This window comes from Klebsiella sp. BIGb0407 (genome assembly GCF_024807845.1).
Lineage (GTDB): Bacteria > Pseudomonadota > Gammaproteobacteria > Enterobacterales > Enterobacteriaceae > JGM124.
Genome location: NZ_JANUEQ010000002.1, coordinates 458,883 through 473,968, shown reverse-complemented (window position 1 = coordinate 473,968; position 15,086 = coordinate 458,883). Strand labels below are relative to the sequence as shown.

14 protein-coding genes are annotated in these 15,086 nt (G+C 44.6%); 9 read left to right on the top strand and 5 right to left on the bottom strand.

Translation table 11 applies throughout. The features are described from left to right. The first annotated feature begins 85 nt into the window (after nucleotides 1-85). The 5 genes from nudF (at nucleotide 86) to parE (ending at nucleotide 4,561) form a co-directional block, all read left to right on the top strand. Nucleotides 86-718 carry an ADP-ribose diphosphatase gene (nudF, locus tag M2387_RS09345; RefSeq protein ID WP_259048885.1) on the top strand — a complete coding sequence of 211 codons (633 nt, stop codon included), beginning with the start codon at nucleotides 86-88 and terminating at the stop codon, nucleotides 716-718. Between the two features lie 2 nt (nucleotides 719-720). Beyond that, a complete protein-coding gene (locus M2387_RS09340) occupies nucleotides 721-1,146 on the top strand; it encodes a DUF1249 family protein (protein WP_259048884.1) in 426 nt (141 codons plus the stop codon). A gap of 74 nt (nucleotides 1,147-1,220) precedes the next feature. Further along, on the top strand, nucleotides 1,221-2,048 hold the full coding sequence (cpdA, locus tag M2387_RS09335) for a 3',5'-cyclic-AMP phosphodiesterase (RefSeq protein WP_259048883.1): 828 nt from the start codon (nucleotides 1,221-1,223) through the stop codon (nucleotides 2,046-2,048). Further along, nucleotides 2,048-2,623 carry an esterase YqiA gene (gene yqiA, locus M2387_RS09330; RefSeq protein ID WP_259048882.1) on the top strand — a complete coding sequence of 192 codons (576 nt, stop codon included), beginning with the start codon at nucleotides 2,048-2,050 and terminating at the stop codon, nucleotides 2,621-2,623. Before cpdA ends, yqiA begins: the two co-directional genes overlap by 1 nt. 45 nt (nucleotides 2,624-2,668) lie before the next feature. After that, a complete protein-coding gene (parE, locus tag M2387_RS09325; RefSeq protein WP_259048881.1) occupies nucleotides 2,669-4,561 on the top strand; it encodes a DNA topoisomerase IV subunit B in 1,893 nt (630 codons plus the stop codon). Between the two features lie 70 nt (nucleotides 4,562-4,631). Here parE and M2387_RS09320 read toward each other — a convergent pair whose 3' ends face one another. After that, nucleotides 4,632-5,144, bottom strand: coding sequence for a GNAT family N-acetyltransferase (locus M2387_RS09320; protein ID WP_259048880.1), 513 nt, complete (start codon nucleotides 5,142-5,144; stop codon nucleotides 4,632-4,634). 475 nt (nucleotides 5,145-5,619) lie between these two features. On the opposite strand from M2387_RS09320, the gene M2387_RS09315 reads away from it, so the two are divergent. Beyond that, a complete protein-coding gene (locus M2387_RS09315) occupies nucleotides 5,620-8,049 on the top strand; it encodes a M60 family metallopeptidase (RefSeq protein WP_259048879.1) in 2,430 nt (809 codons plus the stop codon). 80 nt (nucleotides 8,050-8,129) lie between these two features. On the opposite strand, the gene M2387_RS09310 is transcribed toward M2387_RS09315, so the two are convergent. From M2387_RS09310 to qseB, 4 genes are all read right to left on the bottom strand, one after another. After that, nucleotides 8,130-8,450, bottom strand: coding sequence for a putative quinol monooxygenase (locus tag M2387_RS09310; RefSeq protein ID WP_259048878.1), 321 nt, complete (start codon nucleotides 8,448-8,450; stop codon nucleotides 8,130-8,132). 30 nt (nucleotides 8,451-8,480) lie between these two features. Beyond that, nucleotides 8,481-9,062: an NAD(P)H-dependent oxidoreductase gene (locus M2387_RS09305; protein ID WP_259048877.1), complete on the bottom strand. Its 582-nt coding sequence runs from the start codon at nucleotides 9,060-9,062 to the stop codon at nucleotides 8,481-8,483. A 114-nt stretch (nucleotides 9,063-9,176) separates the two neighbouring features. Continuing rightward, nucleotides 9,177-10,529: a quorum sensing histidine kinase QseC gene (gene qseC / locus M2387_RS09300; RefSeq protein ID WP_259048876.1), complete on the bottom strand. Its 1,353-nt coding sequence runs from the start codon at nucleotides 10,527-10,529 to the stop codon at nucleotides 9,177-9,179. After that, nucleotides 10,523-11,185 carry a quorum sensing response regulator transcription factor QseB gene (gene qseB, locus M2387_RS09295; RefSeq protein WP_259048875.1) on the bottom strand — a complete coding sequence of 221 codons (663 nt, stop codon included), beginning with the start codon at nucleotides 11,183-11,185 and terminating at the stop codon, nucleotides 10,523-10,525. Before qseB ends, qseC begins: the two co-directional genes overlap by 7 nt. Before the next feature lie 158 nt (nucleotides 11,186-11,343). On the opposite strand from qseB, the gene M2387_RS09290 reads away from it, so the two are divergent. The 3 genes from M2387_RS09290 (at nucleotide 11,344) to M2387_RS09280 (ending at nucleotide 15,070) form a co-directional block, all read left to right on the top strand. Then, a complete protein-coding gene (locus tag M2387_RS09290; protein WP_259048874.1) occupies nucleotides 11,344-11,748 on the top strand; it encodes a YgiW/YdeI family stress tolerance OB fold protein in 405 nt (134 codons plus the stop codon). A 210-nt stretch (nucleotides 11,749-11,958) separates the two neighbouring features. Continuing rightward, a complete protein-coding gene (gene parC, locus M2387_RS09285) occupies nucleotides 11,959-14,229 on the top strand; it encodes a DNA topoisomerase IV subunit A (RefSeq protein WP_259048873.1) in 2,271 nt (756 codons plus the stop codon). An 85-nt stretch (nucleotides 14,230-14,314) separates the two neighbouring features. Next, on the top strand, nucleotides 14,315-15,070 hold the full coding sequence (locus M2387_RS09280) for a 1-acylglycerol-3-phosphate O-acyltransferase (protein ID WP_259048872.1): 756 nt from the start codon (nucleotides 14,315-14,317) through the stop codon (nucleotides 15,068-15,070). The last annotated feature ends 16 nt before the right edge of the window (nucleotides 15,071-15,086 follow it).

Here is a 15,086-nt window from a genome sequence, read left to right as displayed (position 1 = left end):
CCAATCTATCATATCAAACACCAAACGGCAGTCCGTGAGCGGATAATTTCCTCAGGTTCCATGCAATGATTATCGAGGCATCATTATGAGTCAGTCAGAAAAACAAAACGTTACATTTACCAAAAAAGATGTAGAAATTATCGCACGGGAAACGCTGTATCGTGGTTTTTTTTCTCTCGAATTGTACCGTTTTCGCCATCGCTTGTTTAATGGTGAAATGAGCGGTGAGGTAAAACGAGAAATTTTTGAACGCGGCCATGCTGCCGTGTTATTACCCTATGACCCGGTTCGTGATGAAGTGGTACTGATTGAGCAAATTCGTATTGCTGCTTTTGATACCAGTGAAACACCCTGGCTGTTAGAAATGATCGCGGGCATGATTGAAGAAGGTGAAAACGTCGAAGAGGTCGCACGACGCGAAGCTCTGGAAGAAGCAGGTTTGCAAGTGGGACGTATTAAACCGGTATTAAGCTACCTGGCAAGCCCTGGCGGCACCAGTGAAAGATTATCGATTGTGGTTGGTGAGGTTGATGCTACTCTTGCCGAAGGTATCCACGGCCTTGCCGAAGAGCTCGAAGATATTCGCGTGCAGGTGGTCAGCAGGCAGCAGGCTTATCAGTGGGTCGAAGAAGGGCAAATTGATAACGCAGCTTCGGTTATTGCTCTGCAATGGCTGCAGTTGAATCACGAAAAGTTACAAAAAGAGTGGAATCATTGATAATGAAGCGCTACGTACCTGATTTTCCGGAAATGATGCGTTTGTGTGAAACGAATTTTGCACAGTTACGCCGCTTGCTACCAGGTGATGATGTACCGGGAGAGAGCATCACTTATCAGGTTAATGGCGCTCATTACCGGCTTACTATTGCGGAATCTACACGTTACACGACACTGGTTAAGATAGAACAAACTTATCCGGCCGTTAGTTACTGGAGCCTGCCTTCAATGACTATCAGACTATACCATGATGCAATGGTGGCGGAAGTGTGTTCAAGTCAGCAGATATTTCGTTTCAAAGCGAGTTATGATTATCCTAATAAAAGGTTGCATCAACGCGATGAAAAGCATCAAATTAATCAGTTTTTAGCGGACTGGTTGCGCTACTGTCTGGCACATGGCGCAATAGAGATTCCCATTTATATCTAATTTTCAAGAGTGTAAAATACAACGCTCTGAATGATGGAAGGCGTGTAAGTGTGCGTTAAACCTAAGGATATCCTTTGGAAAGCCTGTTAAACCTTCCTGTGACCGCTGATGGTCGAGTCAGGATACTGCAAATAACCGATACCCACCTGTTCGCAGGAAAGAACGAAACACTGCTTGGTATCAACACATGGGAAAGCTATCAGGCAGTGCTTGCCGCGATACTTGCCGGGCAGTGTCACTACGATCTGATTGTGGCAACGGGGGATTTATCACAAGATCATAGTGTGGAGGCATATCAGCATTTTGCTGAGGGCATCTCACAGCTGGCCGCACCTTGTGTGTGGTTGCCGGGTAATCATGATTTTCAGCCCGCGATGTTTGATACACTCTATAAGTCCGAAATTTCACCGGCTAAACGCGTTTTTGTCGGTGAACACTGGCAGATACTGTTACTGGATAGCCAGGTGTTTGGCGTGCCGCACGGCGAGCTGAGTGAGTATCAACTGGAATGGCTGACGCGTCATCTGGAAGCTAATCCGGAACGACATACCTTGGTTCTGCTGCACCACCATCCACTTCCTGCGGGTTGTAGCTGGTTGGATCAGCATAGTCTGAGAAATGCAGCAGCACTTGATGAGGTTCTCCAAAATCACCCGCAGGTAAAAAACCTGTTGTGTGGTCATATTCATCAAGAGCTGGATTTAGACTGGAATGGCCGCCGGATGATGGCAACGCCTTCTACCTGTGTGCAATTTAAGCCCCACTGCGCGAATTTTACCCTTGATACCATTGAACCCGGGTGGCGCTGGTTAGAATTACATCCGAATGGTGAACTGACGACGCAAGTATGTCGCCTGAATGGCACGGTCTTTAACCCTGATACTGATTCTGAGGGATATTAATGACCCGGCTACTGTATCTACACGGGTTTAATAGCTCACCACGTTCAGCGAAGGCCGTTGCCTTGCAGCAGTGGCTGGCAGAACACCATCCGCAGATTAACTTGCTGGTACCGCAACTGCCCTGTTATCCGGAGCAGGCGGCAGAGCTGCTGGAGTCTCTGGTTCTCAAGGGCGACGAAAGCATAGCTGGTGTGGTTGGTTCTTCACTGGGAGGGTATTATGCGACCTGGCTATCCCAGCGTTTCATGTTGCCTGCGGTGGTTGTGAATCCAGCAGTACGTCCCTTTGAGCTGCTGGTGGATTATCTCGGTCACAATGAGAATCCCTACACAGGGCAGCAATATGTGCTAGAGTCTCGCCATATTCGCTTTCTGAAAGAAATGCATATTGACCCGCTGGAAGCACCGAATCTTATTTGGTTGTTACAACAGACGGGAGACGAAGTGCTTGATTATCAAGAGGCAGTCGATTACTACGCCGCGTGCCGCCAGACGGTTGAAACTGGGGGTAATCATGCTTTTATCGGTTTCGACAGTTACTTCACACAAATTGTCGATTTCTTCGGCCAGCCTTAAGGCCTGATGGCCGATTCCTGTTTTTTATCTGAATGAATAAGAGCTATGACTCAATCTTATAATGCCGATGATATAGAGGTACTCACCGGGCTCGAACCTGTTCGCCGCCGCCCGGGAATGTACACTGACACCACGCGCCCTAACCATTTAGGGCAGGAAGTCATCGATAATAGTATCGATGAAGCGCTGGCCGGACACGCGAAGCGTGTCGAAGTTATTCTGCATGCCGATCAGTCGCTGGAAGTGATTGATGATGGCCGCGGAATGCCTGTGGATATCCATTCTGAAGAAAAAGTCCCGGCTATCGAATTGATCCTTTGCCGCTTGCATGCGGGTGGGAAATTCTCCAACAAAAACTACCAGTTCTCTGGCGGCTTACATGGCGTTGGGATCTCGGTGGTCAATGCGCTGTCCAAGCGTGTTGAAGTCACGGTTCGCCGCGACAGTCAGGTGTACCGTATCGCTTTTGAAAATGGCGATAAGGTTCAGGATCTTGAAGTGATTGGCACCTGTGGCAAACGTAATACCGGAACCAGCGTCCATTTCTGGCCGGATGAAAGCTTTTTCGATAGCCCACGCTTTTCGGTCTCACGCCTCAGCCACTTATTGAAAGCTAAGGCTGTACTATGCCCTGGTGTTGAAATTATCTTTACCGATAAGGTCAATAATACCGAGCAACGCTGGTGCTATCTGGACGGGCTTAATGATTACTTGTGCGAAGCGGTAAATGGTCTTATTACCCTGCCAGAAGCACCTTTTATTGGTAATTTCTCCAGCGATACTGAAGCTTTAGACTGGGCGTTATTATGGTTACCTGAAGGCGGCGAGCTATTAACGGAAAGCTACGTTAACCTGATCCCGACTATGCAGGGCGGTACCCATGTTAATGGTTTGCGCCAAGGCTTGCTGGACGCAATGCGTGAGTTCTGTGAATTCCGCAACATCTTACCGCGTGGCGTGAAGCTCTCAGCAGAAGATATCTGGGAACGCTGTGCTTATGTGTTATCAGTCAAAATGCAGGATCCGCAATTTGCCGGGCAAACCAAAGAGCGCCTCTCTTCTCGCCAGTGTGCGGCCTTTGTTTCTGGTGTAGTAAAAGATGCCTTCAGTCTGTGGCTGAACCAAAACGTTCAGGCAGCAGAACAACTGGCAGAACTGGCTATCTCCAGTGCCCAGCGCCGGATGCGAGCTGCCAAAAAAGTGGTCCGTAAGAAGCTCACCAGTGGCCCGGCATTACCAGGTAAGCTGGCGGATTGCTCGTCACAAGATTTAGCCCGGACAGAATTGTTCCTGGTGGAAGGGGACTCAGCGGGCGGATCTGCCAAACAGGCGCGCGATCGTGAGTTCCAGGCGATTATGCCGCTTAAAGGTAAGATCCTTAATACCTGGGAAGTTTCATCCGATGAAGTGCTGGCTTCGCAAGAAGTGCATGATATCTCTGTGGCAATAGGAATCGACCCGGATAGTGACGATCTCAGTCAGCTGCGTTACGGTAAAATATGTATTCTGGCTGACGCCGATTCGGATGGACTGCATATTGCAACGCTGCTGTGTGCCTTATTTGTGCGCCACTTCCGTAAGCTGGTTGAAGATGGCCATGTCTATGTTGCTATGCCGCCGCTCTACCGTATTGATCTCGGCAAAGAAGTGTTTTATGCCCTGGATGAAGAAGAGAAAGCGGGCGTACTGGATCAGCTAAAACGCAAAAAAGGGAAACCGAACGTACAGCGCTTCAAAGGCCTGGGTGAAATGAATCCGCTGCAATTACGGGAAACGACGCTCGATCCTAATACTCGCCGTCTGGTACAGCTAACGCTTAGCGATGAGAGCTATCAGCATACTTTTGCCAAAATGGATATGCTGCTGGCGAAGAAACGTTCTGAAGACAGGCGTAACTGGTTGCAAGAGAAGGGCGATTTAGCGGATATCGAAGTATAGATCTGCAATATCCTCGAGTATTAATAATAAGGCCCTGTTAAGCAGGGCTTTATTATTTTAGCTACGGGCACTAAATATTCATACCCATCACATGTATTGTTGATTGTTGTGATTCAGTTTTGAATAGGGTGTCCTTAATAAACGTCATCCCCTGCTGTTCATAGAACTTACGTGCCCGTGGATTCTGCTCCAGTACTTCCAGCCAGAAAAAAGTCTGCTTCTGTTTTTTGGCCTCTCGAACCAGATATTCAAACATCACTTTGCCGTACTTTTTACCCGTCACAGCTGCGTTCAGATAGAGTTTATTGAGTAATACGCCTGACAGGTTAGTATCGGGTATAACACTGTCTCTGGTCAGTTTGGCAAAGCCAATAGGGGCGTTATTATACGCTACAAACCAGCCTACAGCAGGATCCTTTAAGCTTTTGGTCAGGATCGATTCAGAGTATTCACTCACGAGATAAGCCTCCATCTCCTCGGCTGAATACCACAGATGGGAAAAATGTTCGCGATAAATGTCGGGTGCTAATTGGCTCAGTAACGGGATATCGTTAATGGTAGCGGGTCTGATACTAATAGTCATAAGAGATTTATTCATATTCAATTAATTATTCTAATAAGTATTTAATTTTGATGAATTACAATTCAGTAAGATAAATATTCAATTTTTTCTTGGAATTAAAAAGGTTAAACTAATTATTTTTAATAAACTGGTTTTTTATTTTTTATTTATTTTCTCTGTTGTATTTGGTAATAATTGATATAGTATCGAAACATACAGAAGTATATCTTATTTGGTCAGTGCTGCCAATATCACTTCTATTTTTCACGAGAAAAATAATAAATATTTACCCGAGCGATTTCTTGTTTTTTTATCCGTAATAATTGTCGTTATTTCAATATGCCTTTCTTTCTATATATTGAAGATATTTTCAATTCTGGTTATGTGCTGACAAAGTAATCTATTTGAATATTGTGCATGATAATATTATTAACTGTATTAATAATAATGAATTTTCTCACTCCCATTTATTCTTAATAAAATCAGGATGTGTATTATGGACGGTAATGTTTATACTATTTACGCTCGTGGTTATCCAAGAGTGCGTGCTGATAAAGACAAGCGGAATCATACCTGGAGCCCATACCAATTTGTTCCTTTTTATATACAAAAAGGACAGGTTCTGAATATTGTTGTCTCTGGAAAAACAGAAGAGAACGTTTTTTCGGTTATAGGAGTACCGAGTGATAGCGAAAATTTTTCTACCTATTCTTTAGTTGAGGGTAATAATACATTCTCTGCTAAAAATGATGGAGTGTTAAGCTTTACTAATCATAATGAAAGTAATGATGTTTTTCTTGAGGTTAAGTCATCCCATCAACGAATCCCTTCATTTGAATTATATAAAAATTCAAATGAAGATTGGAATAATGAAATGGAAAGATACGATAATGCACCCTATGTCATTTTAAGTAATAGGCTGTCAGATATAGTTGTGGCGTATTCAAGCGCTAAAGAATATATTAAAGATGTTTATAATTTGATGAAAAACAATGAACTTGTTATTAATATACAAAATAGTGTAGCAGGTTTGATTGAGAATGGTAGAGCTGACTACAAATTAGATAATAATCGAAATTTGCATCTTGAATCCAATAAATATTATATGTATGCCACAAATGAATATACAGGTTATAACAGAGCTAATGGGGCAATGCCTCAGCTATTAGGTTTTTCAAACGATCGGTTTGGAATATGGCATGAGAATGGACATCAGAGACAACAATTTCCATGGCAGTGGTCAGCAGGCTCGGGACTAACGGAAGTGACAGTTAATATTTTCTCTCTATTTACACAAGAGCAAATTATGGGCAGAGCGACTAACTTTGATGATCATTATTCTAAAATGAAAGCTTTTCTCGCTAAGCCAGTAAAGTCATATGATGATGCAGATTTATTTGTTAAGCTGGGGCCTTTCTGGCAATTAAGGCTGGCGTTTACCGATCAGTTCTACCCCCAGCTTTTTCAACTTTACAGACTTATGAATGATACGCCGTCACAAAATGAGCATCATAAACAAAAACAATTATTTATTCTCACTGTTTCTCATTTAGTTAATATTAATCTTGAACCATTTTTTACCATGTGGGGAATTTATTCTGATTTAAATACGTTGGTACAATTATCTTTTTTACCGACTTTAACCAAGCCTATCTGGGAATATAATAATGATAATTATATTCGATTGCCGATACCAGAACCTAAATATATTCCTGAGTTAATATATTTGAAAAATAGCATTAGCAATGTCGTGATAAAAAGTGATTTTATCTCATTTACAATTGATAAAGATTGGTATAGTCCTTATCATTATGTGTTTATGATTAGAGGGAAGTATTTTGGTGAAGTTAAAAATGGTAAAGTATATTACGCCTCATCAACATTAACCAGTCAAGGCTATAAGATTGAGAGAGTGCTGGATGAAAGTGATGGTGCACCTTTTACCGATGACGATATATTAAGCATAGAAGTTCGTCATCAAGGTGAATATATTGCATACTTTTCTAGTAACAGGATTAACACTCTTTTTGACGATGTTTGTAAAATATACGTTGATGATAGTTTTACGTCATTATCACCAGCAACGAATCAGCGTACTTTAGATGATTTATGGCAAAGATATCATCAGTCTAAAAATGAATATACTACTTTTATAAAAAATAAAATATTATTGGCTCAGCAATTATTACTGCATGAGACAATTAAAAATGATAAGCGAAATGAAACATACTACACGGTTGAGTTTGCTAATGCATCATTCAAGGATTATACCTATTTAGCGCGTTCATCTGGTCAGTTACTTGGAGAGCTAAAAAATGGCCAGCCTGTACTCTCGGATACGATAAATGGAACCGCGTGGAAAATTCCTGCGGATAGATATAAATACGAAGGAATCGATATTATAGCTATTTTTGATGGGGGCGAATTTCTAATCAGAAGAGTTTTCTGGGAAGACTTTGCCCTGAGAAATAAAATAGGATATTTATCGGGTGATGGCGATGGTCGATTTGACGAAAATAATATAAGTCAGAAGGATATAGATAATCTAAGAAACGATATTTTAAATAGTGACTTACCCTACTGGACAAGAATGTCCCTGATAAGTGATTTAGATATTATTCAGCAGCAATATTTAACAAATACAATATCGCATACTTATACATCTGATAAAGATGTCAATATTGTTTTTAATGATAATACAATATTCCGTAATTACAGATATATGCTAATGTACGATGCGGGATATATCTCTGAGGTGTCTTATGGGAATGCTTATTATTCCTATTTACGCAATTATACTTGGGTAAGTAAAGTCACTGAGGAACAGTTAAATTCTTTATATATAACCGCTTATGTAAATGATATCTGGTATACGATCTATAAATTTTCAGATAAAACAGACAGGATTATTTTTGACTGGCCATAAGATTTTTTAGAACTACATTCGGTATCTTATTCAGCCTGAGCTCGATGGGCTATCGGCTCAGGTTATTTAATTTCTTACTCTTAAGACTTCACTGCATCTTCCAGAATACGGATATGTACATCCAGCACGCTGTCTTTTACACGTTCGCTATGTTCTTGCATATGAACAGTTTTCAGATGTGCTTCTAAATGGGCAACAGTTTCCCATTGCTCTACCATAAAAATGGAGTCCGGGGCGGTTGCCTGAAATGCCACGTGAGCGGCATGGTCAACCAGCGGCTGATAGCCGTGGCAGCCTTCTTCTTCTAATACCAGAGGCACTGCTATAGCAAATGAATCAATCACCGCCTGGCGATGGTGGCTGCCAGGGCGGGTACGTATTTCAGCGAGTACGGTTAACATGGTTTACTCCTTTTATTAGCAGATAACCAGTTAAGCAAAAATTTGCCCGAGGTGCTTGCGATATTCTGCTAAATAATGCGGAACGTCGGGTTGCTTCATCACATCGTTAGCAATAAATGTCGGCAAGGCTTCCATACCCAGGAACTGGTTCGCTTTATGGAATGGCAGATAAACACCATCGACGCCTACGCCATGGAAAAATTGTTCGCGGTCGGTAAAGGCTTCCAGAGGTGCATTCCAGGTAAGAGACAGCATATAGGTTTTGCCCTGAATCAGGCCGCCTGAGCCATATTTTTTGCTGTCATCAGAGCGCGTTCTGCCATCGCTGCCATACAGTTTTCCGTGACCAACGGTGAAAACGTCATCGATATATTTTTTAACAGTCCAGGGTGCACCCATCCACCAGCCGGGCATTTGCCAGATAATGGTGTCGGCCCATAAGAATTTTTCCACTTCGGCTGAAGCGTCATACTCACTATCGGCGCGGGTGACCTGAACATCATGGCCAAGCTCGCGTAACGACAGTTCGGCTGCCTCTGTCAGAGTGTCGTTTAGCTGACCGTTAGAGTGGGCAAATTTCTTCCCACCATTGATAATAAGTATTTTGCTCATAATTAGCCTCTGATAATGATATGGACTCACTATAGCCAGAGACGATGAGTAGAAAAATAGTCAAAATGTACAAAGACTTTTGCTTTTAAAGCAATAATCCTTCCTTTTCCAGAATTACCAGTTCAGGCGGACTTCAAAACCACCTTCCTCAGTATTACTGAAACTCGCCCGCATATTGTGCAAGGCTGCAATACGGCGAACAATTGACAGCCCTAAGCCGCTGCCGGTTTTCACCTGACCCGGTGGACGGAAAAAACGTTCTCCGAGAGAGGTTAAATATTCCTGACTGACGCCCGGGCCATTATCAATAAAGGTAAGCATGTTATCCGCTAAGGTTATCGTTACCATGCTGCCAGCAGGGCAGTAGCGAATGGCATTATCGAGAATATTGCGTAGCATGACCTCAAGCAGTAAAGACTGTCCGTGAAGAGTCACCGGGGCATCTTGCATCTCAAGGTGAATATCAATGCCTGCTCGTTGTGCCACATGCCAGACATTCATCACGCTTTGTTGCAGCAGACTCTGAAGTGGTACCGTTTGCATATCATCCAGTCTGGCCGAAGAGTCCAGGCGCGACAGCATTAATAGCTGTTCAACCAGACGTGATACACGGTCGATTCCTAAGTGAAGATTGGCCAGCGCAGCCTCCCGCACGGGGACATCATTTTCTGCCAGTTGAGCAACCTCAGCCTGAACTTTTAGTGCAGCCAGCGGGCTACGCAATTCATGGGCAGCATCAGAAATAAAGCGCCGTTCGTGTACCATTAATTCATGAGTACGGGCAAAAAGCTGATTGAGGGCATTGATCAGCGGGAGGACTTCTTGTGGCAGAGATTTTGTTTCTAAAGGGCGTGAATCATCAGGTGCACGATGGCGGAGCCTTTGAGCCATGTTTCGTAAAGGGCGCAGTTCATAACTGACCAGCCAGATAAGCAGCACTAGCATGAGCGTCAGAACTATCAGCCATGGCATTAGCTGGGAATAGACAATATCCAGGGCTAGATCATCGCGATATTCCCATTCCTGTCCCACCACAATACGATAACGACCATCTGGCGTCGTTAGCCAGACCAGTCGCCATAGTTCATCGTCCAGTTTTCTATCAACGAATCCATCTCTTTGCCAGCTATAACTGAGATCTTTACCATTGTCTCCGTCGTTTAATACCTGGCGTCCATCAACGTTAAAAATAGCAAAGGCAAGGGTGTCGTCATCCATTTTTCCACGGTGTTTTTTCAGTAAACTTTTACTGCGGGGAAGCTGGGTATTTTCATGTGGGATGATGTCAAAATTCAGTATGCTTAATCGTTTGGCGAATAATAATTGTTGAGTATCGAACAGTTTGTTTAATGACTTGCGTGACTCATGCCAGGCGAAAGTACCGGCGCAGACGGCAGCAATTATCGTCAGAATAATAAAAGCCACACTGAGGCGGGCACGGAGGCTTTTTGCCAGGATATTTAGCATGGCTCACCCAGGGTATAACCAATACCGTGGACGGTACGAATAAAATCACTTCCCAGTTTTTTACGCAGATGGTGAATATGAACCTCTAAGGCGTTACGCGATACCTCTTCATCCCAGTTATAGAGTTTTTCTTCAATTAATGTTCGTGGCAGGACGCGATCTGCGTTACGCATGAGCAGTTCCAGCAATGCAAACTCTTTGGGTTTAAGCGCCACGGGTTCTGCGTTTAGCATCACGGTATGGTTAGCGGGATAGAGAATAACGTTACCATGTGTCAGTTCTGGCTGGGCGTGACCGTGGGTTCGGCGAATCAGAACTTGCAGGCGTGCCGATACTTCGGCCAGAGCAAAAGGTTTACACAAATAGTCATCGGCACCAGAGTTTAGCCCGGTGACACGTTCATCAAGAGAATCCCGGGCAGTTAAGATCAAAACAGGTTCACTGCGCCCTGCTTTTCGCCACTGTCCAAGGATATCCAGCCCGTCGATACCGGGCAAGGTTAAATCCAGTATGACCGCATCATAGGGGGCCTGAGCGAGGGCATTTTTACCGACGATGCCGTCATTGAACCAGTCAACGGTATAGCCCAGCTTAACTAAACCTACTTTGATCCCATCGCCAATCAACGGGTCATCTTCAATTACCAGTATTCGCATCTCTTTTCCCTTATATGCTCCAGGGTAAAGTAAATACTGGAAATGTCGTGGTGTACAGGCGTTCTTTGCTTCAGGAAACATAAAATAAGTTCTTAAGATTTCGTTAAGCTTTATGGTGTTTACTAGACTTAGTAATCCATATTGAGGAGATAAAAAGAATGAAAAGAACAGCAGCATTGTTAGCTATTATGGCATTAACTACAGGCCCGGTATTCGCAGCGCAAACCGGCGGTTTTGTTGACCCGAATGCGAAAACTACGGTGAGTGAGACGGCACCGGCCGCCGGCGGTTTTAACGGACCTTCGGGTAATAAAGCAACCGTTAAAGAAGCGAAAGAATTTTCTGATGATACCTGGGTGACGCTGACTGGGAAAATTGAAAAACGTATTGGCGGGAATGATTATATTTTTCGTGACGGTACCGACAGTGTCAATGTTGAAATAAGCGATAAACGCTGGAATGGCCAGACAATCACGCCGCAAGATACCGTTGAAATTCAGGGTAAAGTGGATAAAGACTGGAATTCCGTTGAAATTGAAGTGAAGAAAATAACCAAGCAATAATGGGTTAGCTATAGCCTTGATAATTTGCATGGTGAGTGCTGAATTGCCATAAAACCCCGTCCTTTTGCACTGCCCCCTATAGTTAGTAACTTAACTGACGGGGGCAGGCTGCAGTCAACTGTATGACTCTACCGTTCAGATAAGGTACTATCGCCTCCAATTACGTCGACTGTAACGCAGTTGACTCGTCAGTTTGAGGATGAATGAGTAATGAGCGATTTAACTCATGATGGTGCTGAGCGCCTTGCGCTGCACGAATTTACGGAAAATGCGTATCTCAAATATTCCATGTACGTCATCATGGATCGTGCCTTGCCGTTTATCGGTGATGGCCTTAAACCGGTCCAGCGTCGTATTGTGTACGCAATGTCAGAGCTGGGCTTAAACGCCAGCGCAAAATTCAAGAAATCAGCGCGTACGGTAGGTGATGTGCTGGGTAAATACCATCCACATGGCGATAGCGCATGTTATGAAGCGATGGTTCTTATGGCCCAGCCGTTTTCATATCGCTATCCGCTGGTTGATGGCCAGGGTAACTGGGGTGCTCAGGATGATCCTAAATCCTTTGCAGCTATGCGTTATACCGAATCACGCCTGTCAAAATATGCAGAATTACTGTTGGGTGAGTTAGGGCAGGGGACGGTTGACTACGCGCCAAACTTTGATGGCACGATGCAAGAGCCTAAGATGCTCCCAGCGCGGTTACCCAATATCCTGCTTAACGGAACCACGGGTATTGCCGTCGGTATGGCGACCGATATTCCACCGCATAACTTGCGTGAAGTTGCCAGTGCGGTCATAACCCTGATTGATAAGCCAGAAACTACTCTTGATGAGGTTCTGGATATCGTGCAGGGGCCGGATTACCCGACCGAAGCAGAAATTATTACGCCACGCACTGAAATCCGTAAAATTTATCAGAATGGTCGCGGTTCTGTTCGTATGCGTGCGGTCTGGAAGAAAGAAGAGGGTGATGTGGTTATCACCGCCCTGCCACATCAGGTTTCTGGCGCTCGCGTACTAGAACAAATCGCTAACCAAATGCGTGCCAAAAAATTGCCGATGGTGGAAGATTTACGCGATGAGTCCGATCACGAGAATCCTACCCGTCTGGTGATTGTGCCGCGCTCTAATCGCGTGGATATGACTCAGGTCATGAACCACCTGTTTGCGACCACGGATTTGGAAAAAAGCTATCGTATTAATTTGAATATGATAGGTCTTGATAGCCGCCCGGCAGTGAAAAACTTGCTGGAAATCCTCAATGAGTGGCTGGTTTATCGCCGTCAGACGGTGCGTCGTCGTCTTAATTTCCGTCTGGAGAAAGTGCTTAAGCGCCTTCATATTCTCGAAGGTTTACTGGTAGCGTTTCTCAATATCGATGAAGTGATAGAGATAATCCGTACTGAGGATGAGCCAAAACCCGCTTTGATGTCACGCTTTGAAATCAGCGAAACCCAGGCTGAAGCCATTCTTGAGTTAAAGTTACGCCATCTGGCTAAGCTTGAAGAAGTGAAGATCCGCGGTGAACAGGACGAACTGGCGCAAGAGCGCGATCGACTACAAGGTCTTCTCGCTTCAGAGCGTAAAATGAATACGCTGTTGAAAAAAGAGTTACAGGCTGACGCCGAAGCTTATGGCGATGCTCGCCGCTCACCGCTGCAAGAGCGTGAAGAGGCGAAAGCCATGAATGAGCACGATATGCAGCCTTCTGAGCCAGTCACCGTCATTCTGTCGCAGATGGGATGGGTGCGTAGTGCCAAGGGCCATGATATTGATGCAGAAGGGCTCAGCTACAAAGCCGGAGATACTTATCTGGCAGCGGCGAAAGGAAAGAGCAATCAGCCAGTTGTGTTTATTGACTCAACGGGACGCAGCTATGCTCTGGATCCTACCACCTTACCTTCTGCGCGTAGCCAGGGAGAACCGTTAACCGGTAAACTGACGCCTCCACCTGGAGCGGTGGTTGAACATGTGCTGATGGCCGCAGAGGACAGAAAACTGTTGATGGCTTCTGATGCTGGCTACGGTTTTGTCTGCACCTTTAATGACTTGATCTCACGTAATCGCGCCGGAAAAGCGCTTATTTCACTGCCTGAGAATGCTCGAGTTCTGCCGCCGATTGAAATTAATAGCGCTGATGATATGTTACTTGCCATTACTGCTGCGGGAAGAATGCTGATGTTCCCGGTGAGTGATTTGCCTGAACTTTCAAAAGGGAAAGGAAATAAAATTATTTCTATTCCTTCTGCGGAAGCGGCAAAAGGCGAGGATAAACTGGCGCATCTCTATATTCTGCCAAAACAAAGCACGCTGACCTTACATGTTGGTAAACGAAAAATAAAACTGCGCCCGGAAGAACTCCAGAAGGTACAGGGTGAACGAGGTCGCCGCGGAACCTTAATGCGCGGTTTACAGCGTATTGATAGTGTCGATATAGACTCACCTGTATCTGCGGGCTCCGCAGACAGCGAAGAATAATCGTGACGGCGGCTTATGCTGCCACCACGATAGATATCCACGCTAAAGCCGGCAGTGATTGTCGGCTCAGGCTTAAGAGGTCGTTATGTTAGCTATTGTTCGTTTTATTATCGCGATTATTTATTGCATTCTGGTCTGTATTTTAGGATCGATTTATTGCCTGTTTAGCCCGCGAAATCCACGTCATGTGGCCACTTTCGGTCACCTTTTTGCCCGTCTGGCACCGGTTTTTGGCCTGAAGGTTGAGTATCGACTACCTGCAGGTGCAGAATCACATCCACCGGCTATCTATATTGGTAACCATCAAAATAATTACGATATGATCACCGCTTCGGGCATGGTTCAGCCGCCAACCGTGACTGTAGGAAAGAAAAGTCTGTTATGGGTTCCTTTTTTTGGCCCGCTGTACTGGATAACCGGAAACCTGCTTATCGACCGTGAGAATCGTGCCAAGGCTGTAGGTACTTTGACCCAGGTGGTGGAGCAAATACATAAGCGCAAGATTTCTATCTGGATGTTTCCTGAAGGAACAAGAAGTAGAGGTCGTGGTTTGCTGCCATTTAAAACGGGTGCATTTCATGCGGCGCTTGCTGCAGGTGTACCCGTTATTCCGGTATGTGTGTCTTCCACCCACAATAAAGTGAAGTTGAATCGCTGGAATAATGGCCTGGTGATTGTTGAAATGCTGCCGCCTGTTGATATTAGCGGTTATGATAAAAACGAAGCCCGTAAACTGGCCACCTATTGCCGTGATTTAATGAGAACGAAAATTGAGGAACTGGATAAAGAAGTTGCGGAACGGGAAGCACAGAATAAAGTGACGAAACATCAGGCTAATTAAAGCCGATACCCAATAT

What these genes read in the sequence shown, in the direction of transcription:
- M2387_RS09340 (WP_259048884.1), top strand. Translation starts at nt 721, where the DNA reads ATGAAGCGCTACGTACCTGATTTTCCGGAAATGATGCGTTTGTGTGAA.
- M2387_RS09310 (WP_259048878.1), bottom strand. Translation starts at nt 8,450, where the DNA reads ATGTTAACCGTACTCGCTGAAATACGTACCCGCCCTGGCAGCCACCAT.
- M2387_RS09315 (WP_259048879.1), top strand. Translation starts at nt 5,620, where the DNA reads ATGGACGGTAATGTTTATACTATTTACGCTCGTGGTTATCCAAGAGTG.
- M2387_RS09305 (WP_259048877.1), bottom strand. Translation starts at nt 9,062, where the DNA reads ATGAGCAAAATACTTATTATCAATGGTGGGAAGAAATTTGCCCACTCT.
- nudF (WP_259048885.1), top strand. Translation starts at nt 86, where the DNA reads ATGAGTCAGTCAGAAAAACAAAACGTTACATTTACCAAAAAAGATGTA.
- M2387_RS09320 (WP_259048880.1), bottom strand. Translation starts at nt 5,144, where the DNA reads ATGACTATTAGTATCAGACCCGCTACCATTAACGATATCCCGTTACTG.
- parC (WP_259048873.1), top strand. Translation starts at nt 11,959, where the DNA reads ATGAGCGATTTAACTCATGATGGTGCTGAGCGCCTTGCGCTGCACGAA.
- yqiA (WP_259048882.1), top strand. Translation starts at nt 2,048, where the DNA reads ATGACCCGGCTACTGTATCTACACGGGTTTAATAGCTCACCACGTTCA.
- M2387_RS09290 (WP_259048874.1), top strand. Translation starts at nt 11,344, where the DNA reads ATGAAAAGAACAGCAGCATTGTTAGCTATTATGGCATTAACTACAGGC.
- qseB (WP_259048875.1), bottom strand. Translation starts at nt 11,185, where the DNA reads ATGCGAATACTGGTAATTGAAGATGACCCGTTGATTGGCGATGGGATC.
- M2387_RS09280 (WP_259048872.1), top strand. Translation starts at nt 14,315, where the DNA reads ATGTTAGCTATTGTTCGTTTTATTATCGCGATTATTTATTGCATTCTG.
- qseC (WP_259048876.1), bottom strand. Translation starts at nt 10,529, where the DNA reads ATGCTAAATATCCTGGCAAAAAGCCTCCGTGCCCGCCTCAGTGTGGCT.
- parE (WP_259048881.1), top strand. Translation starts at nt 2,669, where the DNA reads ATGACTCAATCTTATAATGCCGATGATATAGAGGTACTCACCGGGCTC.